23 protein-coding genes, 1 tRNA gene and 1 pseudogene are annotated in these 24,246 nt (G+C 64.3%); 7 read left to right on the top strand and 18 right to left on the bottom strand.

The genetic code is table 11. From position 1 onward, the window contains the following. Window positions 1-7: 7 nt before the first annotated feature. A complete protein-coding gene (locus CJD35_RS08115) occupies window positions 8-373 on the bottom strand; it encodes an Mpo1-like protein (RefSeq protein WP_095686983.1) in 366 nt (121 codons plus the stop codon). A gap of 58 nt (window positions 374-431) precedes the next feature. Further along, window positions 432-1,421: a serine hydrolase gene (locus CJD35_RS08110; RefSeq protein ID WP_017183943.1), complete on the bottom strand. Its 990-nt coding sequence runs from the start codon at window positions 1,419-1,421 to the stop codon at window positions 432-434. A 95-nt stretch (window positions 1,422-1,516) separates the two neighbouring features. Here CJD35_RS08110 and ung point away from each other — a divergent pair, with 95 nt between their 5' ends. Both ung and CJD35_RS08100 read left to right on the top strand, forming a co-directional pair. After that, complete coding sequence (gene ung / locus CJD35_RS08105; protein ID WP_017183942.1) at window positions 1,517-2,203, top strand: uracil-DNA glycosylase; 687 nt, start codon at window positions 1,517-1,519, stop codon at window positions 2,201-2,203. A gap of 7 nt (window positions 2,204-2,210) precedes the next feature. Continuing rightward, window positions 2,211-2,390: a hypothetical protein gene (locus CJD35_RS08100; protein ID WP_017183941.1), complete on the top strand. Its 180-nt coding sequence runs from the start codon at window positions 2,211-2,213 to the stop codon at window positions 2,388-2,390. Window positions 2,391-2,498: 108 nt separating this feature from the next. Here the strand turns inward: CJD35_RS08100 and rpoZ are convergent, their stop codons facing one another. Further along, window positions 2,499-2,843 carry a DNA-directed RNA polymerase subunit omega gene (gene rpoZ / locus CJD35_RS08095; RefSeq protein ID WP_026002539.1) on the bottom strand — a complete coding sequence of 115 codons (345 nt, stop codon included), beginning with the start codon at window positions 2,841-2,843 and terminating at the stop codon, window positions 2,499-2,501. A gap of 83 nt (window positions 2,844-2,926) precedes the next feature. On the opposite strand from rpoZ, the gene CJD35_RS08090 reads away from it, so the two are divergent. After that, a complete protein-coding gene (locus tag CJD35_RS08090) occupies window positions 2,927-4,165 on the top strand; it encodes a phospholipase D-like domain-containing protein (RefSeq protein ID WP_095686982.1) in 1,239 nt (412 codons plus the stop codon). 38 nt (window positions 4,166-4,203) lie between these two features. Here CJD35_RS08090 and CJD35_RS08085 read toward each other — a convergent pair whose 3' ends face one another. From CJD35_RS08085 to CJD35_RS08055, 7 genes and pseudogenes are all read right to left on the bottom strand, one after another. Then, window positions 4,204-4,572, bottom strand: a complete 369-nt coding sequence (locus CJD35_RS08085; protein WP_017183938.1) for a hypothetical protein — start codon at window positions 4,570-4,572, stop codon at window positions 4,204-4,206. 122 nt (window positions 4,573-4,694) lie between these two features. Continuing rightward, window positions 4,695-5,261, bottom strand: a complete 567-nt coding sequence (locus tag CJD35_RS08080) for a hypothetical protein (protein WP_017183937.1) — start codon at window positions 5,259-5,261, stop codon at window positions 4,695-4,697. Next, window positions 5,258-6,622, bottom strand: a complete 1,365-nt coding sequence (locus tag CJD35_RS08075) for a sensor histidine kinase (RefSeq protein WP_017183936.1) — start codon at window positions 6,620-6,622, stop codon at window positions 5,258-5,260. Before CJD35_RS08075 ends, CJD35_RS08080 begins: the two co-directional genes overlap by 4 nt. Beyond that, the gene (locus CJD35_RS08070) at window positions 6,615-7,352 is read right to left on the bottom strand and encodes a response regulator transcription factor (RefSeq protein WP_017183935.1); all 738 of its coding nucleotides are present in this window, start codon (window positions 7,350-7,352) and stop codon (window positions 6,615-6,617) included. The genes CJD35_RS08075 and CJD35_RS08070 overlap by 8 nt, the downstream gene beginning before the upstream one ends. A 70-nt stretch (window positions 7,353-7,422) precedes the next feature. Beyond that, a pseudogene (locus CJD35_RS08065) lies at window positions 7,423-8,252 on the bottom strand (sulfite exporter TauE/SafE family protein). A gap of 219 nt (window positions 8,253-8,471) precedes the next feature. Continuing rightward, window positions 8,472-9,587: an alanine dehydrogenase gene (gene ald, locus CJD35_RS08060; protein WP_017183932.1), complete on the bottom strand. Its 1,116-nt coding sequence runs from the start codon at window positions 9,585-9,587 to the stop codon at window positions 8,472-8,474. Between the two features lie 58 nt (window positions 9,588-9,645). Then, the gene (locus CJD35_RS08055) at window positions 9,646-10,536 is read right to left on the bottom strand and encodes a peptidylprolyl isomerase (RefSeq protein ID WP_017183931.1); all 891 of its coding nucleotides are present in this window, start codon (window positions 10,534-10,536) and stop codon (window positions 9,646-9,648) included. A 93-nt stretch (window positions 10,537-10,629) separates the two neighbouring features. Between CJD35_RS08055 and CJD35_RS08050 the strand changes: the two genes are divergently transcribed. From CJD35_RS08050 to CJD35_RS08040, 3 genes are all read left to right on the top strand, one after another. Then, window positions 10,630-10,720, top strand: a tRNA-Ser gene (locus CJD35_RS08050). A 323-nt stretch (window positions 10,721-11,043) separates the two neighbouring features. Further along, window positions 11,044-13,317 (top strand): TonB-dependent receptor, encoded by a 2,274-nt coding sequence (locus CJD35_RS08045; protein WP_017183930.1) that lies wholly within the window; start codon window positions 11,044-11,046, stop codon window positions 13,315-13,317. Between the two features lie 23 nt (window positions 13,318-13,340). Further along, a complete protein-coding gene (locus CJD35_RS08040; protein WP_017183929.1) occupies window positions 13,341-14,987 on the top strand; it encodes an alkaline phosphatase D family protein in 1,647 nt (548 codons plus the stop codon). A gap of 94 nt (window positions 14,988-15,081) precedes the next feature. Here CJD35_RS08040 and CJD35_RS22960 read toward each other — a convergent pair whose 3' ends face one another. From CJD35_RS22960 to CJD35_RS08010, 7 genes are all read right to left on the bottom strand, one after another. Continuing rightward, window positions 15,082-15,603, bottom strand: coding sequence for an NAD(P)/FAD-dependent oxidoreductase (locus CJD35_RS22960; protein WP_244917176.1), 522 nt, complete (start codon window positions 15,601-15,603; stop codon window positions 15,082-15,084). After that, the gene (locus CJD35_RS22955; protein WP_244917175.1) at window positions 15,600-16,430 is read right to left on the bottom strand and encodes an NAD(P)/FAD-dependent oxidoreductase; all 831 of its coding nucleotides are present in this window, start codon (window positions 16,428-16,430) and stop codon (window positions 15,600-15,602) included. The genes CJD35_RS22960 and CJD35_RS22955 overlap by 4 nt, the downstream gene beginning before the upstream one ends. 42 nt (window positions 16,431-16,472) lie before the next feature. Beyond that, on the bottom strand, window positions 16,473-17,843 hold the full coding sequence (locus CJD35_RS08030) for an aldehyde dehydrogenase family protein (RefSeq protein ID WP_244917242.1): 1,371 nt from the start codon (window positions 17,841-17,843) through the stop codon (window positions 16,473-16,475). 119 nt (window positions 17,844-17,962) lie between these two features. Further along, on the bottom strand, window positions 17,963-19,240 hold the full coding sequence (locus CJD35_RS08025; protein WP_026002537.1) for an NAD(P)/FAD-dependent oxidoreductase: 1,278 nt from the start codon (window positions 19,238-19,240) through the stop codon (window positions 17,963-17,965). A gap of 11 nt (window positions 19,241-19,251) precedes the next feature. Then, window positions 19,252-20,121, bottom strand: coding sequence for a GNAT family N-acetyltransferase (locus tag CJD35_RS08020; protein ID WP_017183925.1), 870 nt, complete (start codon window positions 20,119-20,121; stop codon window positions 19,252-19,254). A 22-nt stretch (window positions 20,122-20,143) separates the two neighbouring features. Further along, complete coding sequence (locus CJD35_RS08015) at window positions 20,144-20,560, bottom strand: RidA family protein (protein ID WP_017183924.1); 417 nt, start codon at window positions 20,558-20,560, stop codon at window positions 20,144-20,146. Next, on the bottom strand, window positions 20,554-21,729 hold the full coding sequence (locus CJD35_RS08010) for a DSD1 family PLP-dependent enzyme (RefSeq protein WP_017183923.1): 1,176 nt from the start codon (window positions 21,727-21,729) through the stop codon (window positions 20,554-20,556). Before CJD35_RS08010 ends, CJD35_RS08015 begins: the two co-directional genes overlap by 7 nt. A 108-nt stretch (window positions 21,730-21,837) precedes the next feature. Between CJD35_RS08010 and CJD35_RS08005 the strand changes: the two genes are divergently transcribed. Next, complete coding sequence (locus tag CJD35_RS08005; RefSeq protein ID WP_095686980.1) at window positions 21,838-22,779, top strand: LysR family transcriptional regulator; 942 nt, start codon at window positions 21,838-21,840, stop codon at window positions 22,777-22,779. Here the strand turns inward: CJD35_RS08005 and CJD35_RS08000 are convergent. Further along, window positions 22,755-24,239 (bottom strand): sulfatase, encoded by a 1,485-nt coding sequence (locus CJD35_RS08000; protein ID WP_244917174.1) that lies wholly within the window; start codon window positions 24,237-24,239, stop codon window positions 22,755-22,757. The two genes, CJD35_RS08005 and CJD35_RS08000, sit on opposite strands and share 25 nt — an antisense overlap. Window positions 24,240-24,246 lie beyond the last annotated feature (7 nt).

Here is a 24,246-nt window from a genome sequence, read left to right as displayed (position 1 = left end):
AGTGGTGCTAGGCTGACACGCGCCGGTCGGGGTCCACCGTGCCATCGGGCCGCACCCCGGCACGCGCCAGATCGCGGCGGATATGCCCGGTCAAATAACGGTACCACATCACGAAATCGGCACGCAGCGACCAGAATGGATAGCGGAAGGTGGCAGGCCGGTTGCGTTCGATCAGGCCATGGCCGATCCATGCAAAACCATAGCCGACGACCGGCAGGGCCAGCGCCATCCACCAGCGCCCGGGAACGGGCGCCGCCGTCAGCAGCGCCACGACCATGCTGGTCCCGGTATAATGCAGGGCGCGCGTGCCAGGACGCGCATGTTCTTGCAGATAATAGGGCCAGAAGTCGCGAAATCGGGTGATGGCGGGCACGGCAATCCTCTCTACCGCCACCCTATCCGCAGAGTTGATCGATGTTAAGGGCTGTGCGTCAGACCGTGCCTCTATCAGGCGCGAACAGAAAATAGTCATAACTTGCCCGCGCGGCTTCCGCCATGATGCGGTCGCGCGTCGCATGCCCCTTATGATCCTGCATCACGAATACGGTGATCGCGAACAGCCGTCCATCGGGCAGGCTGATGACGCCGGTATCATTGCCGGTGCCGTTGAGCGACCCGGTCTTGTGCGCGACCAGCGTACCGGGCGGCAACATGCCGGGCAGCCGCGCCTTGCCGGTGCGGCACCGTTCCATGATCGACAGCAAAGCCACCGTGCTGCGCCCCGACAGGGCTTTGCCGGTGCGAATCGCGGCGACCAGATCGGTCATCGCGGTCGGCGTGGCGGTATCGCGCGGGTCGCGGGCGAAGGCGATGTTGGGAATGTCATGTGCATCGCGTTCGCGCAACGCCGGGTCGGCCGCCATCGCAGCGGCGACATTGCGGTGGAAATTGCCCGGCTGGGGGGCAAGGCCCATGGCGCGATACAGAAGGTCGGCGGTGTTGCTGTCCACCCGCAGACCCCGGATGCCCAGCCCCGCGACCCATTGATGCACCGCCGTCGGGCCGCCTGCCCGCGCGACGAGCAGGTCGGTCGCGTCATTGTCGCTGCGGGTCAGCATCAGGTCCAGCAGCGTGGCAACCGAAACCGGACCCGCCGGGCTGGCCAGTTGCTCTTCCAGCGTCAGCGCGCCCGCGTCGATCATCGCAAAGATCCGCCCCGCCACCGCGACCTTGTAGGCGCTGGCCATCGGGAAGAGCGTATCGCCATTGAGCGAGAGCGTTTCCCCGGTGCCAAGGTCGCGCACGACGATGCCGACCGTGCCGTCGGTCAGGCTGGCAAAGCGCTGGAACTGGGCGATCAGGCGCGTTTCGGCGGTTTGCTGCACCGCTGTCTTGGTAGGGCCAAAGGCGTCGGCGTCGGGCAGTGGCGCGAGGAACAGGCCAAGGGCGGCGAGCATGGCGATGGGACGAAACGGAACCATGCGTCCCATGTCGCCAAAGCGCAGGCCAAGCGCAAGAGAGTTTACCGCGATTCGCGCGTTGACAGGCCTTTGCCGGGCGGGCCATCACCCGCGCCATGAGTAGCGCGATCAAGTTGCACGAAAGCTGGCTGACCCCGCTGGCCGACCAGTTCACCACCCCGCATATGCAGGGACTGAAAGCCTTTCTGGCGGCGGAAAAGGCGGCGGGCAAACGCATCTTCCCCAAGGGGCGCGACTATTTCCGCGCGCTCGACCTCACCCCGCTGGACCAGGTCAAGGTCGTGATATTGGGGCAAGATCCCTATCATGGCGAAGGGCAGGCGCATGGCCTGTGCTTTTCGGTCCAGCCGGGCGTGCGCACCCCGCCATCCCTGGTCAACATCTACAAGGAGATGGAGGCGGACCTGGGCATCCCGCGTGTATCCCATGGATTTCTGGAACATTGGGCCAGGCAGGGCGTGCTGCTGCTCAACAGCGTGCTGACCGTCGAAATGGCGCGCGCCGCATCGCATCAGGGCAAGGGGTGGGAATTGTTCACCGATGCCGTCGTGCGACTGGTGGCGGAGCAGGAAAAGCCCACCGTATTCCTGTTGTGGGGCGCTTATGCCCAGCGCAAGGCGGCGTTTGTCGATCAAAGCCGGCATCTGGTGCTGAAGTCCGCCCACCCTTCCCCGCTATCTGCCCATAACGGCTTTCACGGATCGCGACCCTTTTCGCAGGCCAACGCCTTTCTGGAAGCGCATGGGCGCGGGCCGATCGACTGGGCCTTGCCGCCGCTGTGACTGATCTGTGAAAAGCACCCGCCTGCGCATCTGTGCCGCCAAGCGCCGCTATCCGACGCAGGAGCAGGCGCAGGCAGCGGTTGAGCAGGCGACCATCATCCTCCGCCCCTATCGCTGCGACCGCTGCGGGCAATTTCACCTCACCAGCCGGACCAAAGGCAAGCGCATCGCGCGGCCTGCGGGGTGAGCGCGCGCTTCTCCCTGAAGGGAGAGGGAATAGCCGCCGCCAATAAGTGAGGCCCGGTCCTGCTTGCGCAGGCCGGGCCTCTTCCCTCTCCAAACTCAATCCCGTGGATCAGCCGTCGTAATCGCCGCCGATATTCTGGTTGCGCGGCGGCGCAGCGGCGGTCAGGCGCAGGGCTTCGGCCGACTGCGCGATCGAGCCGATTTCGTCCGGCGTATCGTCATCGTCAATCTGCACCTTCTGAAGCGAGGCGACAACCGAATCATGCAGTTCGGCGGGCAGCACCGTTTCTTCAGCGATTTCGCGCAGGGCGACGACGGGATTCTTGTCCCGGTCGCGGTCCACGGTCAGCTCTGCGCCGCCCGAAATTTCCCGCGCGCGCTGGGCGGCGAGCAGAACGAGGTCAAAACGGTTGGTAACCTTGTCGACGCAATCTTCGACGGTAACGCGGGCCAAACGGGCCTCCTGCAACAAATGGAATAATCAGTTGGCCGGTTAGCAGCGCCCCTGTTACAAGTCAATGAAAAGGCCATAAAGCCATGGCGCGCGCTGCCAAAAGGCGGCATGAGGGCGCGATGGCGACCCACAGGCCAGCAGGCGCGCAAGCCGACGTGCCCGACATCGCCGTCACGCTGGACGGCAATCACCTGCGCCTGATCGTCGACGGCGCAGCCCTGCTGGATGCGCTGATCGCACTGATTGCAGGGGCGCGGACGTCGCTCAAACTCTATTATTATATCTTTTCCGGTGATGACTGCGGTATGGCGGTGCGTGATGCCCTGGTCGCGGCGCGGGCGCGCGGCGTGGTGGTGACGCTGATGGTCGACGGCTTTGGATCGGCGCGCACGCCCGACAGCTTCTTTGCCCCTCTGGTGGAGGCAGGCGCCCATTTCGGCCGTTTCGGCACGCCCCGGTCCACCCGCTACCTGATCCGCAACCATCAGAAGATGGCGATTGCCGATGACACGCAGGTGCTGATCGGCGGCTTCAATGTCGAAAACGGCTATTTCGGCATCCCGCCGCGCGATAGCTGGGCGGACATGGGCCTATGGATAGAGGGTCCGCAGGTCGAGGCGATGACCCGCTGGTATGGGCAGCTATGGCGCTGGGTCTCGACCAAAAAGCAGCGGTTCCGCACGCTGCGGCGCATGGTGCGCCACTGGCACCCTTCGCTCCATCATGACCCGGCCGATCCGTTCCGCTGGCTGATCGGCGGGCCGACCCGGCGGCTCAGCCCCTGGGCGCAGGTGGTCAAGCATGATCTGGAGCATGCGCAGCGCGTCGACATGGTCGCGGCCTATTTTTCGCCGGGACGCGGGATGCTCAAGCGAATCGCCCGCGCCGCAGGTCGCAAGGGCGCGCGGATCATCCTGCCCGCCAAATCGGACAATCGCACGACGATAGAGGCGGCGCGGCTGCTCTATGGCCCACTGCTCAAGCGTGGCGTAAAGATCGCCGAATATAGCCCGCGCAAATTGCATATGAAGCTGATCGTCATCGACGATGCCGTGTTTATCGGATCGGCCAATTTCGACATGCGCAGCCTGTTCATCAATCTGGAGGTCATGCTGCGGATCGACGATGCCGGGTTCGCGACGTCGGTGCGCGGGCTGATCGATCGGTTGGCGCGGGACAGCCAGTTGGTAACGATGGAAAGCCACCGCGCCACCCGCACGATGGTGACGCTGGTCAAGCAATGGATCAGCTATCTGCTGGTCGGCGTGCTCGACTATACCGTCACGCGGCGGCTGAATTTCCGCGATCCCGACGCCGACTGAGGGACGGGGAAAGGGCAGTCCCCTCCCCCGTCGCCTCTTCACCGGCCATTATCGCTCAACACGCGCACCTGCCCGACCGGATAGCCTTTTTCGGCCATTTCCTTGGCATAGTCGCCGCGGGCGTCGGCCAGTTCGGCGCGATATTCTTCCCAGGCGTCCCGATTATCCTCCGCATCGGACGAGCGGCGCAGATCCTTGGTCAATTCCTTGCGCGCTTCGGCCAGGTCGGTCTGATAATTGAACCAATAATCATTCTCGACCCCGGCGATCGGCGACTGATAGGTCAACTGGTTTTCCACCTGCGCCAATTGCTCTTCATAGCTGATCGGGCCTTCACCCTGCGCGAAAGCCGTGGTGGAGGTCAGGGTGAACAGGGCAGCAGCGGCCAGAAAGGACGAACGCTTCATCGGGTTTCTCCTCATTCCTCATGAAACATGGAGGACACAACGCCCCGACCCCGGCCTTTTTCGCCTGAATGAACTGACAGAATGGATGAAGCGCGCCCGCGCAGCGACGAACCGAGCGGCGGTCAGCGCATGATCAGATAGAATCCCGCAGGCGTCGATCCGCCATTTTCTATCACAATATCATAGCGTTCGGTAAAGACCGGCAGCCAGGCGCAGTCCGCCTGCGGCCCGCCGACCGCTTTCGCGCACAGGGTCGCGCCGTCGCTCCCCTGTACCCGGATCGACAGGCCAGCGCCGCCAGCCCCACTCGCCGGGGCAATGGAAATCTGCGCGCGCTGCCCGGCCAGGAATAATTGCCGCATGGTGAAGCTGCCGCCCGCCTCCAGCAAGCCGCGCCGGTAGGCCGGACCCAGAGCCCGCCCGCGAAAGGCCAGGGTGGATCGGGTCACGCCGCGCGTCTGCGCCTCCTGCGTCCAGAGCGCGGCGAGGTCATCCTGTCCCTCGGCGGGCGTCGCGCCCAAGGCCTTGAGAATCTGCGCCACGTCCATAAGCTGCGCCGCATTGCCGCCAGCCAGTGCGGCGTCCCCCTCCATCAACGTGCGCAGCACCGGGTCGGCGGGCAGCATGTCCGCGGCGGGCGCAGCGGGCGGCGCGACAAGCAGCAATGCGGGCAGCAACAGCCTAATCATCCCGACCCTCCAGCCGCCAGATCCTCCAACTGGACGACGAACCGCGCACCGGGCGCGGCATCCTCCACATGCAGCGACAGTTCATGCCGCTGCGCAATCGCTCTGGCAAGCGCCAGTCCCAGCCCATGCCCGCCGCCTGACCCGACATCAAGCCGAACATAGCGTTCGAAAATGCGCGTGCGGTCGGCGGCGGGGATGCCGGGGCCGTCATCCTGCACGATGATGCGCGGGCCGGGCGACAGGATCAGCGCCACCGACCCGCCGCTCGGCACATATTTGAACGCATTGTCGAGCAGGTTGGACATCAGCCGCATCATCTGCATCGGGTCCGCGCGCAGCATGACGCCGGGCGTGATCCGGGCATGAAAGCCGATGCCCAATTCTTCGGCGCTTGCGCCATAAAGGTCCGCCAGCGTCTCGGCTATGTCGCTCAAATCGACTTCCGCCAGCCCGCGCAGGTCACCGCGCAGCGCCTGCGTGCCCGCTATGTCGAGCAGCGAATCGAGCAATCGCACGACCCCGCGAATCTCGCCGCGCGACTGGTCGAGCGTGCGCAGCAGCGTGCTGTCCTGCGTCCCTTCCATCGCCTTCAATATGCGGGTGTCGAGGTGCATCAGCGGCGTGCGGATCTCATGCGCGGTCTGGTCCGACACGGCGCGCTGCGCCTCTATCAGCCGTTCGACCTGATCCAGCATCGCATTGGTGTTGGCGGCCAGTTCGGCCAGTTCGTCACTGGTCCCGGCGCCCGGCGCCCGTGCCGCAATCCGCCCGGCCCGAACCGCCGCGAAGGTGGCGTTGACCGCCTCCACCCGAACGCGCAGGCGGCGCGCGGCAAAATGACCCGCCAGCAGGCTGAACAACGCGATCAGCGCGCCCGCGACGGCAAAGGCCATCGCCAGCCGGGCAAGCAGCGCCTGCCCGCGCACATCGCTGCGCCCGACCAGCAATTGCGCCGACGGGCCAAGCCGGGTCGCCCGCGCGAACATGCGCTGCCCATCGGGCAGGGTGACGAATCGCGCTTCGGAAACATGGGCGGACAATTTGGGCCAGCGGTCGAGATTGCCTGCGATGCGCCGTCCCTGCGCGTCGGCCAGCAGATACCAGCCCTGTTCGCCATCCTGCTGTTCGACCGACAGCCGGTCGGCGATGCGCGCGCGCAATTCCGCGTCGCCGCCGCTGACATAAATATCCGCCAGCCCGGCCAGATCGGTATCGACCTCCCGCGCCAGCCTCGCCCGGCCATCATCGACGACAATCTTTTCCACCACCAGGAACAGCGCCAGCGTCGACAACAGGCTGACCAGCAGCGCCGACAGGGTGACCCGGCCAAAGACCGAGTGGAACAGATTGATCCTAGCCACCGGCCGGTCCGCTGGTCGATCCGCCGGCAGGCCCGGCCCCGACCGCGATCAGCCGGTACCCGGTGCCCCACACCGTTTCCAGCACGGGGCTGTCAAACCCCTCCTCCAGCTTGCGGCGCAGGCGGCCGACATTGACGTCGACGACATTGGTCTGCGGATCGAAATTCAGCTTCCACACATGGCGAAGCAGCATTTCGCGCGTCACCACCTCACCCGCATGGTCCATCAGGTAGCGGAACAGTTCAAATTCCTTGGGCGACAGCGCCAGATGCCGACCCTGTCGATAGGCGGTGCGCGCCTTGGCATGACATTCCAGATCGCCAAACAGCAAAACCGGATCATGGCTGCGGCGACTGGCGCGCCGCCACAAGGCCCGGACGCGGGCGACCAGTTCGTCCGGCTCGAACGGCTTGGCGAGATAGTCGTCGACCCCGCTTTCCAGTCCTTCGACCCGATGTTCGCTGCGCCCCAGCGCGGACAGCATCAGTACCGGCGCCCCTACCCCTGCGCCGCGCAGCCGGGTGACGATGTCGATGCCCGAATAGCCAGGCAGCATCCGGTCCAGGATCAGCACGTCATGGCTGCCGCTGCCCGCGCGCGTCAGGCCGGTCGCGCCATCTTCGGCCTGTTCCACGCTGATGCCCGCGCTGCTGAGGATCGCGGCGATATTGGCGCGCGCTGCCGCGTCATCCTCCACCAACAGCACGGAAATCTGGTCACTATGCCCCATAACGCCCCCCGCTACACGAATGAAGGGAAAGGCCGCCAGTGACAATGGCTGTTAGTGACGCCCCACGCCGTCAGATTTTCAGGGCGTTGCGGAACATGACGAAGGCGATGACGACCAGATAGACGCCAAAAATCTTCTTGAGCGGCTTGGCGGGCAGCGCATGGGCGACTGCGACGCCGAGCGGCGCGGTCAGCACCGACATGGAGGCAATCGCCAGCGTCGCGGGCACATTGACATAGCCCAGCGACCCCCAGGGCAGGCCGGTTTCCTTAAGGCCGATCAGCGCAAAGCCGATCGCGCTGGGAATGGCGATCAGCGTGCCGACGCCGGACGCAGTGGCAATCGCGCGGTGGATCGAGCGACCGCACAAGGTCATCACCATGATCGCGATCGTCCCGCCGCCGATCCCCAGCAGCGCGGAAAATGTGCCCAGCCCCCGGCAATGCCGACCCGCGCGATCCCCGACGGCATGTCCTGGCTGATCACCTTGTCGCCGACCTTGGGCAGCAGGAAGTTGAGCGACATCAGGAATACGCCCCCGGCGAAGATCATGGTCAGGATGCGCCCGTCGACATGGCCTGCCAACAACACGCCCATGCCATCGCCCAGGATGATCCACGGCGCCCAGGTCTTGAGTATCTCAAACTCCACCGCCCCGCGCTTGGCATGGGACAGGAGCGAGCGAATGGAGGTGACGATGATCGTCGCCGCCGACGTGCCGATCGCGACATGGGCGATGGCATCGTGCGTGCCGCCCAGCAGGGGCAGCACGACGAACAAGGCAGGCACGACGACGAAGCCGCCGCCAATACCGAAAATGCCCGCGGCAAAGCCGGCGAACAGCCCCGCCGCCAGCATGGAAACCAGCGGCACCAGCCAGGTCATGACATCACCGTGCATCACCGCGCCCCCTGTTCCCGTGCCTGACCCTTGATCAAGCTGTTGCTAACGCCCTTGCAGGTCAAGGGGGCGAATGTCGGGGAATCGATCATCACGGGAAACCATGCCTCTCTTCGGCGAAACCGGATAAGGGACACGGAACAGCGCCCCTTGTCTGGCTAGACGAACAGGCGAGGCTAACCCGCAACAGGAACAGGCAAAAGTTGGACGGTGGCTTATCTAGGCGACCGCCTGTGCCGCCGAAACATGATCCAGACCCAGCGCGTCCGCGACCGCGCCATAGGTGATCTTGCCGTCCCACACATTGAGGCCCGCCAGCAAATGCGGGTCGCTGCGCAACGCATCCTTCCATCCCAGATCGGCGATCCGCAACGCATGGGGCAGCGTCACATTGTTGAGCGCATAGGTGCTGGTGCGGGCCACAGCGCCCGGCATGTTGGCGACGCAATAATGGACGATGCCATCGACGATATAGGTCGGGTCGGCATGGGTGGTGGCATGGCTGGTTTCGAAACAGCCGCCCTGGTCGATCGCGACATCGACCAGCACCGCGCCCTTCTTCATGCTTTTGAGCATGTCCGCGCTGACCAGCTTGGGCGCGGCCGCGCCGGGGATCAGCACCGCGCCGATCACCAGATCAGCGTCCGCCACGCAATCGGCCAGATTGGCGCGGTTGGAAAAGCGCGTCTTGGCCCGCGCTTCGAAATACATGCCCAGCCGCTCCAGCACTTGCGGGCTGCGGTCCAGAATCGTCACGTCCGCGCCCAGCCCCGCCGCCATCTGCGCCGCGTTGAAGCCGACCACGCCGCCGCCGATCACCGCCACCTTGGCAGGCAGCACGCCCGGCACCCCGCCCAGCAGCACGCCACGCCCGCCATGCGCCTTTTCCAGCGCCGTCGCGCCCGCCTGGATCGACATGCGACCAGCCACCTGGCTCATGGGTTTGAGCAGCGGCAGGCCACCCTGATCGTCCGTCACCGTTTCATAGGCGATGCAGACGGCCCCGCTGGCGATCAGATCGCGGGTCTGGTCGGGATCGGGGGCCAGATGCAGATAGGTGTAGAGGATCTGCCCGGCGCGCAGCATGGCGCGTTCGCCCGGTTGCGGCTCCTTGACCTTCACGATCATTTCGGCGCTGGCGAATATCTCCGCAGCGGTGGCTACGATCCTGGCGCTCGCCTTCTCATACAGCGCATCATGCGCGCCGATCCCGTCGCCCGCGCCCGTTTCCACCAGCACCTCATGACCATGCGCGGTCAGTTCATGGACGCTTTCGGGAGTCAGCCCGACGCGATATTCGTGATTCTTGATTTCCTTGACGGTGCCTACGATCATCCGCTCTCTCCCGCTATCATGCTGCGGCTATAGCGCGAATGGGGCGGCGAATGTTCCTTTATGGCGCGGCGCGCACCGGCACCGGCGCATTGCACAGATCGACGCCGCCAGCAGGGCGATCGTAAAAATCATCCTTCCGGTTGGCGCGCAGCCGCAAATAGGCGGCAAAGCTGGGCGAAGCGACGTCCATCACCTGAAAATGCGGCCGTTCGGCTTCAGGCAATTCGCTCGCCAGTCGCACCGACAGGATCGGCACTGTCTTTTCGTCGGCCGTGTAGAAACCCAGTTCGCCCGATCCGCGCGGCAGACTGGACAGATGCGCCATGCCCTCGACCACCCGGCCGACCACGGCGATATTGCGATCAAGCTGGCGCGGGGCCTGCCCGTTCACGGCGTAAAGCTCCGCCCCCGTTCCCGCATCGGGCGAGACATTGCGGCCGACGCCGATAAAGCCATAGCAATGCGGCAGCCACGCGCTATCGCCGTCCATCGCCATCGGCCAGCCATCGACATAGCCCGTCTTGGGCGCATAGGCGTCCGCCGAGGGCGAGGGGGTGATCGCCAGCCGCACATTGGCGATCGATCGGACATAATCGGCCGGACTGGTGGGCGACAGGCCAGGCGGCAACGGCTTCTTCTCGGTCGCATCGCCCCATTGCACGACATAATTGTCCTGCACCCGGTTGATGCTGGTCCCGTCCCACCAGTGCGCCTTTGCCAGCGCGCGGATATTGGCGACATGGCGCGGCGCAAAGGCCGGCGCGACCTCTATCACCACGCGCTTGCCCCCCTCGATCGTCATCACCAGCAGATTTTCCGCCGCAATCGCGCGCCAGGCGCTGGCCGGGGCGGCGGCCACCACGGCAGCGGGCGTTGCGGGCGGATCAGCGGCGATGGCGGCAGAAGCGGGTATAAAAGCGAGCAGCGCGGGCGCGAAAAATCGGATCATGTCCCGATCAGAGCGTCACCGCGCAGGAAAGTAAAGCATCCCCTTGCCTAGCCGCCTTCGCCGCGATAGGGAGCGCCACTTCCAGAGCAATGCGGAGCGGTGGCCGAGTGGTCGAAGGCGCTCGCCTGGAAAGTGAGTATACGCCAAAAGCGTATCCAGGGTTCGAATCCCTGCCGCTCCGCCACCACATCTCTGCTTTCAAATAATTCTCTAAAATCCGGCTGGTGCGGATCTATGGTTGCCGCCCTGTTGTGATCGCGGTTTGGCATGCCGCCTGCTCGCCTCTGTGCCGCAACTACGCGCCGCAACAAGGCATGCTGAGGGCCGCTGTCACGATCATGGCGACAGGTCCAGACGGGCCGTTTCGGCGCCATTAGGAACCGGTATTGTATGACAATATAATATCGTAACTTTCACGACATTGTCATGTCCCGGCAGTCGACGAGTCACATCCTTCCGGCAACGGCGTCCTCATCCATAAAGGGGGTTCGCACCATGACACGCCGTATGAAAATTTTTGCCGTCCTGCTCGCCAGCAGCACAGCCTTCCCCGCCATCGCCCAGACCGCTGCGCCTGACGCGGAAGTGGCCGGTGGCGAACAGATCATCGTTACCGCCCAGAAGATCGAACAGCGCGCGATGGATGTGCCAATCACCATCTCGGCCGTCAGCGGCAAGCGGATGGAGCAAATCGGCGTTTCGGACCTCGACGAACTGTCCAACTATATCCCCGGCCTCAACATCCAGGAACAGAGCGCCAATAATCCCGGCATCGTCATTCGCGGCATCACGTCCGACAGCGGGTCGGCGCAACAGGCGCCGCGCGTCACCCTCTATTATAATGGCATCGATATTTCGCGCTCGCGCGGCTCCTATCAGGATATTTACGATATGGAGCGGATCGAGGTCATCAAGGGACCGCAGGCGACATTGTTCGGCACAGCGTCGGCGGTGGGCGCGATCAGCATGATCTCCGCCCGGCCCAAGCCCGGCTTTTCCGCCGAACTGACTGCGGGCTACGGCAATTATGATTCCAAGCTGCTGAGCGGCTTCGTCAATGGCGGGTCGGACAAGGTCGCCGGACGCATCGCCTTTGCCTGGAAAAAGCGCGACGGCTATGTGAAGAATCTGTCCGCGACGCAGGATGATCTCTATGCCCGCGACCAGCTGGGCGTGCGCGGCTCGCTGCGCCTCAAGCCAACCGACAGCTTCACCGCCGACCTTATCCTGACCTATGACCGCCAGCGCAATTCCGGCACGCCCTTCATATCCCGCGCGCTGCCGACATCGGAAGGGCCGGGCAACCCGTTCGGCGCGGCCAATCTGAGCGGTTCGCCGCTGTCGTCGACCGTGCTGGGCGGCGACAAGCTTGGCCTGCACCGCGACGTCTATGACGCGAACCTGACCTTCAGCTGGGATTTCGCCGACGACTGGACGCTGACGATGGTCAATGGCTATCGCAAGTTCGACAGCAACGAAGTCTTTGACGCCGACGGGTCGGCCGCCTGGTATCTGGAATTTGCCGAGGAGGCGAAGGGCTGGCAAGCCAGCCACGAAACCCGCTTCGCCTATGCCGGCGATCATTTCCGCGGCGCGTTCGGCTGGAACCTGTTTCGCGAGGATAACCACCAGCGCGTGCCCTTTTCGACCGAAGAAGGCACCTATCTCCAGTGCGCCGCGCGCCTGATCCCCGGCCTCCCCTGCGTCGCGGCCAACGGCACCGTCGCCGCGTCGCAGGCGACCGCGATCCTCACCAACGGCGCGGCCACCGTCATTCCCTACAGCTCGGTCTTTGAAAATCAGGGCAAGAATGACAGCTATTCGATGTTCGCCGACGGCACCTGGCTCGCCAGCCCGTCGCTGGAACTGACGGCTGGCATCCGCGCGCTGATCGAAGAACGCCGGTCGGGCTATGTGACCAATGTGCCCAATTCCGTGCTGACCCGCGCGCCCCTCATTCCGGGTCAGGTCAACACCAATGGTCGCGTCCTGCGGACCCAGAGCAGCTTCGCGGCCTTCCTGCCGCGTTTCAACATCCTCTATCGCTTCTCGCCCGCCCTGAACGGTTTTGCCACCGTGTCGAAGGGCCGCCGCTCGCCGACCGTCAATCTGGACGCTGCCGCCGGGGGCGTCGCCCGCATCAACCGGATCGCGGAAGAAAATGTCTGGAACTATGAAGTCGGGCTGAAGGGCAATAGCGGCATCTTCTCCGGCTCGCTGGGCGTCTACTATCAGACCTATGATAATTTCCAGGTGAGCGTGACCGGCAGCGACGGCGTGACCCGCACGGTCAGCGCTGGCACGGCCAGCAACCTTGGCGTTGAAGCGGAAGTCGCGATCCAGCCTACCAGCTGGCTCAACATATTCGCCAATGGCGGCTATATCGATGGCGGCATCGACGACAAGCCGGCCAATGGTCGCTTCGCCGGGGACCAGTTCCGCCTCCAGCCCAGATTTCAGGCGGCGGCTGGCTTCACGATCGATGCGCCGATGGGCAACGGCATGCGCGTCTTTGCGACGCCCAGCCTTACCTATCGCAGCAAAATCTATTTCGAAGTGCCCAACAGCGAAGCAATCAGCCAGAAGGGCGTGATGCTGGTCAACCTGCGCGCAGGCGTCAGCTTTGCCGAGGATCGCTACGAAATTTCCGCTTTCGTGCGCAACGCGACAGACAGGAATTACCTGCTCGACGCAGGCAATACCGGGGGCGCCTTTGGCATCCCGACCTTCATCCCCGCCGAACCGCGCTTCTACGGCGCGCAGCTGACCGGCCGTTTCTGAACGGCAGCAGGAAAGGAACCGCCATGAGCTTCACCATCGACCGCCGCCTGCTTATCAAAGCCAGCATCGTCGGGCTGGCCGCCCTGCCCGTCCCCGGCGTTGCGCAGATATTGAGCCTGCGCGGCTTCACCCATGGCGTCGCCAGTGGCGAGCCGGGCGCGAATAGCGTGCTGCTGTGGACCCGTTATGTCGGGTCAGGCGACAGCAAGCTGCGCGTCGAGGTCGCGACCGACCCGGCCTTTGCGAAGGTCATGTCGGGCGGCGAAGTCACGGCCCGCGCCGATGCCGATCACACCGCGAAAATAACCGTTACCGGCCTTCAGCCGGGCCAATGGTATTTCTACCGCTTCATCGCCCCCGATGGCCGGATCAGCCGGATCGGCCGCACCCGCACCCTGCCGCAGGGGGACGTATCCCGCTTCGGCATCGGTCTCTTTTCCTGCTCCAACCTGCCCTTTGGCTATTTCAACGCCTATGGCCATGCCGCCGCGCGGGACGATATCGACCTGGTCATCCATTGCGGCGACTATCTCTACGAATATGATCGCGGCCATTATCCCAGCCTGGAGGAGGCGGTGCCCGGCCGCATCATCGAACCGGCGAACGAGATGGTGACGCTGGCCGATTATCGCCTGCGCTACGCCTCTTACCGGCTCGATCCCGATCTTCAGGCGCTGCACGCCGCCTTCCCGATGATTGCCCAGTGGGACGATCATGAACTGGCGAACGACGCCTATAGGGACGGCGCGGAAAATCATCAGCCCGACAAGGAAGGCGAATGGGCCGTGCGCAAGGCGGCGGCGGAGAAGGTCTATCGCGAATGGATGCCCGTTTCCGACGCGATGTATGACAGTTTCCAGATCGGTACGCTGGCCACCATCTTCCGTCCCGAAACCCGGATCACCGGGCGCGACAAGCAGCTGGACGTGCGCGAAGCGATCGCCGGGCGCGGGGACGTCGCCAAGGCGCTCGCCGACTTCCGCGATGGCGCCTGGAGCGCGCAGGACCGTACGCTGATGGGCACGGCGCAGGAAAAATGGCTCTATGACGGGTTCGGCAAATCCAAAAAGGCAGGCACCGCCTGGCAGATCCTGGCCCAGCAAGTGATCATGGGCTATGGCCGTTTTCCGACCAACGCGGCCGATTGGGTGCCCGCCAACGCGCCGGAGATCGTGCGCAAGTCGCTGGCCGGCGCGGTCGCTGCCTCGCAGGCGGGCCTGCCCTATAATATGGACAGCTGGGACGGCTATCCGGCGGCGCGCAACCGCCTGTACGACGCGGCGCTTGGGGCCGACGCCGACCTTGTCGTCCTGTCGGGCGACAGCCACAATGCCTGGGGCTATAATCTGGGCGATCGCGGCCCCGGTCAGGGCGGCGGCAAGGACCGGGTCGGCGTGGAATTTGCCGGTCATAGCGTCACGTCGCCGGGCTTTGAAGCCTATGCCAAGGGCGTGCCGCCAGCCGACATTGCCCGCGCCCTGCGCGCGGTCAATCCGGGCATGGCCTTCTGCGACACCAGCCAGCGCGGCTATGTCTCGCTGGAGGTGACGCCGCAACAGGTCGCAGGTTCATGGCACTTCATGAAGGACATCCGCACCCGCACGACCGAACTGGCCGGTACGCACCGCATGACGGTGCAGCGCGGCGCGAAACAACTGGTGGACGCCTGATCGGAAAGACTCCCGCCTCCACGGGCTATGTCCCATGGAGGCGGGGCCGTATCGGACGGCTCATATTGTGAAAGCCTGCCCCATTCGCGCAGGATTATAGCGCGCCGACTTCAATCCTTGTCCCATCGGACCATCGCGACAGCCGATAGGGGTGGGGATCGACGCTGGGCTTGTCATTGGCGATCAGTTCCGCCGCCAGAAATCCAATGCCCGGCCCGACGCCAAAGCCATGTCCCGAACAGCCAGCGGCCAGATAATAGCCGCCAATCCCTTCGATCGGCGAAATGACCGGCACCGCGTCGGGGGTCGAATCGACATAGGCGCCCCACGCCTCATCGACTTCGATGTCCGCAAGCGCCGGGAAGCTCGCGCGGACATTGGCCAGGATCGCAGCGATGAATTTCGGATCGGGATCGGGGTCCAGCACCCGGATGTCGGAAAAGCGGTGCTCCTTGGCAGACCACCAGCTCGAAACGGATTCCGGCCCGACGAAAAAGGATTTGCCGACACCCACCTGTACGGCCCGCAGACGCTTGAGAAACATGGGCATGAACGGCTTGGCGTAACGCAGGCTCTGGGGCGTCACTTCCAACGTGGCCTTGCCGCTGATCGTCATCGTATAGCTGCCGTCCAGCCTGCGGGTGAGCGCGCAGTCGGGGTATAGAGCACTTCGCCGACATTGGGCGCGGGGCGGGAACGAAGCGCGGTCTGGCGCACGCTGGCCTGGGGAAACCGCACGCCCAGTGTATGGCAAAATGCTGATGCCCAGGCACCGGCAGCGCACAGGACGGCATCGGCCGCGATAAACCCCTTCTCCGTGTGGACGCCGCTCACGGCCCCATTGGTTATATCGAGCGCATAGGCGGCGCATTGTTGATGGATCGTCGCGCCGTGCGCGCGCGCACCTTCGGCAAGGACAGGCGCGGCCAGCGCGGGTTCCGCCTTGCCATCGCGGGCAGCGTGGATGCCACCGCGCCATTTGCGTTTGGTTTCGGGGAAGGTTTCCGCCGCTTCGCGCGCCGACAACATGCGCGTTTCGACATCAAACAGCCGCGCGACCTCCTGCCACTTTTCCCATTCGGCCAACTGCTTGTCATCATCGCTGGCATAGAGAAGGCCGGTTCGGCGAAAGCCCAGATCCTGACCGATTTCATCGGCCAACCCGTCCCAGAGCCGCATCGACAGGACCGACAGCGGCATTTCGCGCATGTCCCGATTCTGTTGCCTGCACCATCCCCAGTTCCGGCTGGATTGTTCACAGCCGATATAGCCCTTTTCCAGCAGGGCCACCGACAGGCCGCGCCTGGCGAGATAATAAGCGGTCGCCGCGCCGACGATACCGCCCCCGATGATGACGACGTCGGCGGACCGGGGCAGACTTTCGTCGCTGGCGATCTTTTTGGTTCTGGGGACATGATGAAGTTCCAGCCTGCGTTCAGTCAATAAGGTGGGAAAGGTTCTGGCGACAGCCCCTTCAAACGTTGGTCATGACGGGCCGTATCCCAATATCGCCTTGGTTTCGAGGCATTCTTCCAGACCGAAAACGCCATATTCGCGGCCATTGCCCGACTGTTTGTAACCGCCAAAGGCGGCATGGGCGTCCCAGGCGGGGTGATTGATATGCACCTGGCCGGATCGGATGCGGCGCGCGACCCGGCGCGCGCTTTCCAGGTCCGCCGACTGGACATGCCCGCCAAGGCCGTAGACGGTGTCGTTGGCGATGGCGATCGCGTCATCTTCCGTCGCATAGGGGATGATGCACAGTACCGGCCCGAAAATCTCCTCCTGCGCGATGCGCATGTCGGTCGTGACGTCGGAAAATATGGTGGGCCGCGTGAAATAGCCCTCGCTCAATCCTTCGGGACGACCGGGACCGCCGCAGATCAGCTTCGCCCCTTCGTCGATGCCGACGCGGATCATATGCTGAACGCGGTCGAACTGCGCCTTGTTGGCAACCGGGCCCAGAACGCTGTCCTGCGCCATCGGATCGCCAACGATCATGGTTTCCGCATGACGGCGGGCCAGTCTCTCCACCTCTTCCAGCCGGTCGACGGGGACGATCATCCGCGTCGGCGCGCTGCACGACTGGCCGACATTGCGCAGGGCTGACGCGACGCCCAACGGCACCACGCGCGCGAAATCGGCGTCGGGCAACAGGATGTTGGGCGACTTGCCGCCCAGTTCCTGCACCACGCGCTTGACCGTTACCGCCGCCGCCTGCGCCACCAATATGCCCGCACGCACCGATCCGGTAATGGATATCATGTCGATGTCGGGATGCGACGCCATCGCAGCCCCAACCTCTTCCCCGGTGCCGTTGACCAGATTGAAGACGCCGGGGGGCGTGCCCGCATCATGCATGATCTGCGCGAACAGCAGCGCGCTCAGCGGCGACAATTCGCTGGGTTTCAGGACGGTCGTGCAGCCCGCCGCGATCGCCGGCGCAACTTTGGCGGTGATCTGGTAGAGCGGCCAGTTCCAGGGCGTAATCAGGCCGCATACGCCAATCGGCTCCCGCACGATCGCGGTCGATCCCTGATGGGTGATGAACGCATAGTCGCTCAACGCCTCCATCGCCGCCCGCACATGGGCGATGCCGAAGGGCACCTGCGCGCTGCGCGCAAAACTGATCGCCGTGCCCATTTCCGTGGTCATCGCGATCGCCAACGCTTCGGCCCGCTCCTCCATCAGCGCCAATATCCGCCCCAGCAGCGCGCGCCGTTCCTCGACCGGCGTGACGGAAAAAGTCGCGAACGCACTTCTGGCGGCGGCAACGGCATCATCGACATCGGCGTGGGTGCCCATGGCCAGCGAGCCGATGACCTTTTCGGTCACCGGACATACGAGGGCGCTCATCTTGTCGGACGATGATGTACGCCACGCGCCATCAATATAGAATTGGCGATATTCTGGGACGCTCACGCTGATCTGTCCTTATGAAGCTGTTGCCGACAGGCCCGGTATTCGGGACCGTTTCAGTGCAATATGTCCTGCAATTTATAATAGGCGCCGACGAACGGCAGGAACCATGTCGGTCCGAAATGCCCCGGAATGGCCGGCCAGGCGAAATCGCCCCACGGATTGGCAGCGGGGTTGCCGTCCATCACCTCGGCCATGATCTGGCCCATATGGGTCGACATCTGCGTGCCGTGCCCACTATAGCCCATGGAATAGAACAGACCGTCATGCTCGCCCGCGCGCGGCAGGCGATCAGCCGTCATATCGACCATGCCACCCCAGCAATAATCGATCCGGGCGTCGGACAGGCCGGGAAAAATATCGACCATCGATTTCTGGAGGATGGTCCCGCTCTTCACGTCCGACCGGGGATTGGATCTGGCAAAGCGCGCCCGCCCGCCAAAGAGCAGGCGATTGTCCGGCGTCACGCGGAAATAGCTGACGAAATTGCGCGTGTCGGTCGCGTTGCGACGATGCGGCAACAGGCTGTCCAGCCGCGCCTGCGACAGGGGTTCGGTCACGATCAGAAACGCACCGACCGGAACGATGCGGCGGCGAAAATAGGATAATGGCCCGACAGCGGAGGTGCCCGTCGCCAGCAGCACCTGCCGGGCCGTGACATCACCCGATGGCGTGGACAGGCGATGGGCGTGGCCGTTCAGCCGCTTCATGCCCGTGACCGGGCTGTCCTCATGCAGCCGAACGCCATGGCGCGCCGCTGCGCTTGCCAGACCATGAACGAATTTGCCCATATGCATCGCCGCGCTTCTGGGAAAGATCAGCCCGCCGAAATAGCGGTCGGTGCCGACTTCCGAGGGCATATCCTGACGCGACACCATATAGGCGTCCGGGTCCGCGCCCTGCGCCATCAGTTCCTGCGACCGCGCCAGCTTGTCATAATGTGCGGGCTTCGCCGCCATCTTGAGCTTGCCGACGCGCTTGAAATCGCAGTCGATCGCTTCGTCCCGGACGATCTGCTCGACCGTGTCGACCGCGCTGTTGAAGCTTTGGTAGAGGCGTTTGGCGACATCCGGGCCAAGGCGGCCGACCATGCCGGCATAATCCTGCGCAAAGCCGTTGTTGCACATCCCGCCATTGCGCCCGGATGCACATCCGCCCAGCCGCCCGGCTTCCAGCAGGATGACGCGCGCGCCCTTCTTCGCCAGCGCCAATGATGCGGAAAGGCCGGTAAAGCCACCGCCCACCACTGCCACGTCATAGTCGCCTTCGACCGGCCCTTTTTCGGTGCCAGAAAAGACGGGGGCCGTGTCGTGCCAATAGGGGATAAGTTTCATGAACTGCGCCTTCAACCGAAAGACTGGCTTGCAAGACTATAGGTCCGGCCTTCTCCCGCGACGGCAGGACGCTGTCCCCGGATCATGGTCGTGACGTGGCCGACTTCGGGCAGGCCATTTGTCGTCAGCCAGTCGCCCAGACCGCTATCGCCGCTAATGTCGATCCGCAGAAATGTGCCCGCATGTTCCGCCATGAAATGGTGGATCAGTTGCCGCGCATCGCCTGCCGTTGCCGCGACGACCGGCCCGACCGCCTGACCAAAGCCAAAGCGCCGGCACATGGCAAAGCCCGTGATCACCCCGTCCCGTTCGATGACTGCGGCGGTGCCGATGCGGCTGAACGCCTCGATCAATCGGGTCCGCGCCGCGCCGAAGGCCTGTTCGTCCAGCCTGACGATGGCGGGCAGGTCGCTTGCCTGCGCCGTTCGCACCGCGCTGTCCGGCAAGGGAGGGATGCTATCCGGCAGTCGGGCCTGATGCTGGTGAACCGTGCCGACATCGTGGAACCCGAAGCTTTCATACAGACGATGGCCCTCCACCGTCGAATTGAGCAGAAGCGCCCGGTCGCCGGTCGCGTCGAGCATCTGTTCCATCAACGTCCGGCCCAGTCCGCGTCCCTGCATGGCGGGCGACACGATGATGATGCCGCAGGTGGCAAAGGCGTCGCCATAGGGCCACCAGAGGATGGAGGCGACGATGGCGCCATCGGCTTCCGCCAGCAGGCCGTGGCCCAGTTCCAGCGCGATGCGCCAGTCATCCTTGCGATATGGCCAGCTGACCGCCTGCGATAGCGCCAGCGCACCATCGAGATCCCGGTCCGCGCCGGTCATGGGCCGCACGATGATGGAAGGATGGGTGGAAATCGCTCTATCCTCTTTCATGTCACATATCAGTTCAGCGCCATCAGTCCGCGCAGGCGGCGATGGCGTCAATTTCGACAAGATAGCCATAGTGGAGATGCGGGACGGGAACGACCGACCGGGCCGGGCGAACGTCGCCCAGCAGATCGGCGTAGATAGCATTGAAACGGGGCCAGTTTTCGATGCCGACGATATAGACCGTCACTTTCAGGAGACTTTCGGCCGAACTGCCGGCTGCCTGCGCCACCGCCAGCAGGTTGCGGATGGCCAGCCGCGCCTGATCGTCAAAATCCGCTTCGGGACGGTGCGTGCCATCAGGGTCGATCGGCAACTGGCCGGAAATATAGGCAAGACCGCCATGCTTGATGGCCTGCGCATAATGACCGCCTGCCGCGGGCGCATTGGCCGTCGTCACGGGAAGCGGGCCGTCGCCCGTCGCGTCGATGCGCGTCATCACCATCCTCCGAACCGGGGCCACACGGCCTCGATCCTGTCGCCCTGCCCGCTGACGACATGATAGCTGTCATGCTGCGCGCCCGTCGCGCAGGCATGGTTGGGCAGGATGCGCAGCCGCGTGCCGATCGGCAAGTCGGGGAGCGACGCCGTCGAACCGGGCCGAAGCGTGATGATGCCATGCTCCTGATTCGCTTCGGACAGGATCAGATCGTCCATAGGCTGGCCGTGCACATCGCAGACCAGGCCATATCCCTGATCGACCGCCTGCTTGGCGGTACCGCGATCGCGCGACATCGCCATCCATCCGGCATCGACCAATATCCAGCCCTTTTCAGGCTGGTGCCCGATCACCGTCGCCAGCACCGACACCGCAATATCGTCGATCGCGCAGACGCCGATCCCGGCCATGACCAGATCGAAAAAGACGAACACGCCCGCGCGCATTTCCGTCACGCCGTCCAGCGTTTCGGCGAAATGCGCGGTCGGCGTGGACCCAGCGCTTACGACCGGGCAATCGAAACCCGCTTCGCGCAGCAGCGTGGCGGCCTGAACCACCGCCGCGCGCTCGCCTTCGGCCGCTGCGCGGATCGCATCGTCGCCGATCGCGCCATAGCTTGCCCCGGCATGGGTGAGCACCCCGCGCAAGCTGCCGCCATCTTCCAGCGCCTGGGCGATGTCGATCAGCAGCGCGCGATCGCCGGGCAGGACGCCCGACCGATGACCGTCGCAATCAATCTCGATCAGGGCGGGTATCCTGTCGCCCGCCCGGCGCGATGCTTCCGCCACCGCGCGCGCCTGCTCGACCGTGTCCAGCGTGACCGACACGTCGACCCCCGATGCACGCAGGGCCAGCACCCGGTCGATCTTGTCGGGGGAAATGCCCACGGCATAGGTCAGGTCGGTCACGCCAGCGCGTGCGAACTGCTCCGCCTCCTTCAGTGTCGAAACCGTCGCCGGACCCGCTGGCGCGGTCATGACCCGCCGCGCGGCATCGACCGACTTCGCCGTTTTCAGATGGGGCCGCAATTGCACGCCCAGCCGCTCCATTCGCCCGCGCAGCCGCGCGACGTTGCGGTCCATCCGATCCTGATCGAGGATCAGGCAGGGGGTGCCAACGGTCCTGAGCGTTTGAACGCCCGCATCGGCGGCATATCGTGTCTTTTCATCCAACAAGGCTGGTTCCGCTTCACTCTTTAGGGGGCGTGACAGGACAACCAGTCTATGGAATTTCCCCTCGTCTTCAATTAATAGATTCGTCATTTCCAATTAAGGTCAGACTTAATGCTATCGAGTGAGGATTTCCTGTTCTTCGGGGTCATTGCCGGGTCAGCCTCGCTGGCGGACGCATCGCGTCGGCTCAACGTGTCGGCGCCAGCGGTGACCCAGCGGCTCAAGGCGCTTGAACAGCGCGTGGGCGTACGGCTGATCGACCGTTCGTCGCGCGGGTTCATGCTGACCGATGAAGGTGAGCTTCTGGCCGCCCAGGGCTCGGCGATCGTCGATGCGATCGAGCAACTGGACGAACGGCTGGGCCAACGATCGACGAGCGTCAGGGGAAAATTGAGGATCGCCGCGCCCTATGGCTTTGGCCGGGAATTCGTCGCCCCGGCGGTCAGCGAGTTCGTCCGGTTGCATCCGGAAGCCACGGTCGCGCTGGAACTGTCCGATCATCCCGCGTCGCTGTCATCGGACAGTTGGGATGTCGTCATTCATATCGGGGCGCTGCACGGGACGACCCGGCTGGTCACCACGCTCGCCCCCAATCGCCGCATCGTCTGCGCGTCGCCGGCCTATCTTCGGGATCATCCCGTCATCAAGGCACCCGTCGATCTGCAACAGTGCCGATGCCTGGCGTTGCGGGAAAATGACGAGGACGTCACGCTGTGGCGATTTTCCCGGCCCGACAGCAGCCCCGAAACGATCCGGATCAAACCTTTCATGTCGACGAATGACGGCGCGATCATGCGCGGCTGGGCGCTTGCGGGACTGGGCGTGATCATGCGGTCGGAATGGGATCTTGCCGACGACCTTGCGACCGGCAACCTGGTGCAGATCCTGCCCGACTGGCGCGCGCCCGACGTGGACGTGGTGGCCCTGCTGGGCGCGCGCCATGGCCGCAGCCGCCGCATCACGGCCTTCCTCGACATCATGCGCAGGCATCTGCATCCCGTGCCGTGGCGGGTCAGGCCATCAGGCGGCTATTCAGCCCCGCCAATGCCGTAACGCGGCCCCGGAGAGGCTTCGGGCAACATCGCCTTCAACCGCTGGACGATGTGGGCATAGCGTGGATCAGCCGCCAGATTGCGCGTCTCGCCCGGATCGCGATCCTCATCATAGAGTTCCGCGCCCAGCTTGCCCTTCTCCCACTCCGTGTAGCGCCAGCGGGCGACGCGAACGCTGCGACCGCCCTGCACCTGGCTATAGGCGGGCTGCGTCCACGCCTTCGACGCCGGATTGTCCAGCAGCGGCTTCAAACTGTCGCCTTCAAGGCCATCGGGCTTGGGCAGTCCGGCGATCTCCGCGATGGTCGGATAGAGATCGACCAGTTCGACCATCTTCCTCGACACGCGCCGATTGCCTTTCGCGCCGGGCATGTTGATGATCAGCGGCACCTTCACAGACCCTTCGAACAGCATCTGCTTTTCCCACTGGCCATGTTCGCCCAGCAGGAAGCCGTGGTCGCTGGTGAATATGATGATCGTGTTGCGATCAAGCCCCAGCGGCTTGAGCGCATCCAGCACGCGGCCGACCTGCGCGTCCATGAAAGATGTGGCGGCGTAATAGGCGCGCACGAAGCTGCGCTGCTGATCGACGGTCAGGTCCAGATTCTGGAAGCCGACCAGTCCGTAGGATGCGGGCAGCACCTTGGCCAGCGCCGCCGGGTCCTCCGGCTCGAACTTGACCTTGTCCAGCGGATACATGTCGAAATATTTTTTGGGCGCAACTTCTGGGACGTGCGGGCGATAGAAACCGGCGGCAATGAAGAAAGGGCCGTCCCGATGCTCTTTCAACATGGCGATGGTTTCGGACGCGACCTTGCCGTCGGTCTGCTCCTCATCCGTCCCTTCATCCGCCAGGAAAGCGAGCGCGCTGCCCAGCCGCCCGGACGGATGCGGGTTGAGGATGGTCATCCGGCCATCCCGCTCATTGATCTTGTCCCGCCCGGCAGGATTGACGACACGGTCCCATGATGGCGTGTCGTCAGGCCCGCTGGTCCCGATGTCGCCGGGCACGCCCTGATGATAGATTTTGCCCACGCGCCCGGTGAAATAGCCATTCTGACGGAAATATTGCGGCAGGGTCACGACGCCGGGCAAATTGTCCCGAAACTTGGTTTTCAAATCCCAGACGCCGGTGGTGTCGGGCCGTCGCCCGGTCAGGAAGGAGGCGCGGCTCGGCCCGCACCAGGGATATTGCGAATAGGCGTTGGCAAAGTTCACGGATCGTTTCGCCAGCCTGTCCAGATTGGGGGTCTGGACCGGCTTGAAGCCGGTCGCGCTGGTCCGGGTGTTCAGATCGTCGGCGATCAGGAAAAGGACGTTCATGCGCTGCTGCTGCGGGGCGGCCTGTTCCGGCGCGCTGGTCCTGGCAACAACGGGCTGCGACATGGCGCAGGGGGCCAGCGCCAGCATTGCCGCCTGCACCCACAAACTCGCCCTCTGCCTGCGCTGCCTGCTCATCATGCTTCCC

It is taken from the genome of Sphingobium xenophagum, from assembly GCF_002288285.1.
Lineage (GTDB): Bacteria > Pseudomonadota > Alphaproteobacteria > Sphingomonadales > Sphingomonadaceae > Sphingobium > Sphingobium xenophagum.
Note: the sequence above shows the minus strand (reverse complement) of the source record. Positions and strands in the feature narration are given on the sequence as shown.

Excerpts from the sequence above, each read along its gene's own strand:
- CJD35_RS22960 (WP_244917176.1), bottom strand. The coding sequence starts at position 15,603 with ATGACGATCAGCGGCAAGGCCACGTTGGAAGTGACGCCCCAGAGCCTG.
- CJD35_RS08110 (WP_017183943.1), bottom strand. The coding sequence starts at position 1,421 with ATGGTTCCGTTTCGTCCCATCGCCATGCTCGCCGCCCTTGGCCTGTTC.
- CJD35_RS08080 (WP_017183937.1), bottom strand. The coding sequence starts at position 5,261 with ATGATTAGGCTGTTGCTGCCCGCATTGCTGCTTGTCGCGCCGCCCGCT.
- CJD35_RS08070 (WP_017183935.1), bottom strand. The coding sequence starts at position 7,352 with ATGGGGCATAGTGACCAGATTTCCGTGCTGTTGGTGGAGGATGACGCG.
- ald (WP_017183932.1), bottom strand. The coding sequence starts at position 9,587 with ATGATCGTAGGCACCGTCAAGGAAATCAAGAATCACGAATATCGCGTC.
- CJD35_RS08055 (WP_017183931.1), bottom strand. The coding sequence starts at position 10,536 with ATGATCCGATTTTTCGCGCCCGCGCTGCTCGCTTTTATACCCGCTTCT.
- CJD35_RS08045 (WP_017183930.1), top strand. The coding sequence starts at position 11,044 with ATGAAAATTTTTGCCGTCCTGCTCGCCAGCAGCACAGCCTTCCCCGCC.
- CJD35_RS08090 (WP_095686982.1), top strand. The coding sequence starts at position 2,927 with ATGGCGCGCGCTGCCAAAAGGCGGCATGAGGGCGCGATGGCGACCCAC.
- CJD35_RS08000 (WP_244917174.1), bottom strand. The coding sequence starts at position 24,239 with ATGATGAGCAGGCAGCGCAGGCAGAGGGCGAGTTTGTGGGTGCAGGCG.
- ung (WP_017183942.1), top strand. The coding sequence starts at position 1,517 with ATGAGTAGCGCGATCAAGTTGCACGAAAGCTGGCTGACCCCGCTGGCC.
- CJD35_RS08085 (WP_017183938.1), bottom strand. The coding sequence starts at position 4,572 with ATGAAGCGTTCGTCCTTTCTGGCCGCTGCTGCCCTGTTCACCCTGACC.
- CJD35_RS08040 (WP_017183929.1), top strand. The coding sequence starts at position 13,341 with ATGAGCTTCACCATCGACCGCCGCCTGCTTATCAAAGCCAGCATCGTC.
- CJD35_RS08025 (WP_026002537.1), bottom strand. The coding sequence starts at position 19,240 with ATGAAACTTATCCCCTATTGGCACGACACGGCCCCCGTCTTTTCTGGC.
- CJD35_RS08005 (WP_095686980.1), top strand. The coding sequence starts at position 21,838 with ATGCTATCGAGTGAGGATTTCCTGTTCTTCGGGGTCATTGCCGGGTCA.
- CJD35_RS08015 (WP_017183924.1), bottom strand. The coding sequence starts at position 20,560 with ATGGTGATGACGCGCATCGACGCGACGGGCGACGGCCCGCTTCCCGTG.
- CJD35_RS08020 (WP_017183925.1), bottom strand. The coding sequence starts at position 20,121 with ATGAAAGAGGATAGAGCGATTTCCACCCATCCTTCCATCATCGTGCGG.
- CJD35_RS08030 (WP_244917242.1), bottom strand. The coding sequence starts at position 17,843 with ATGAGCGCCCTCGTATGTCCGGTGACCGAAAAGGTCATCGGCTCGCTG.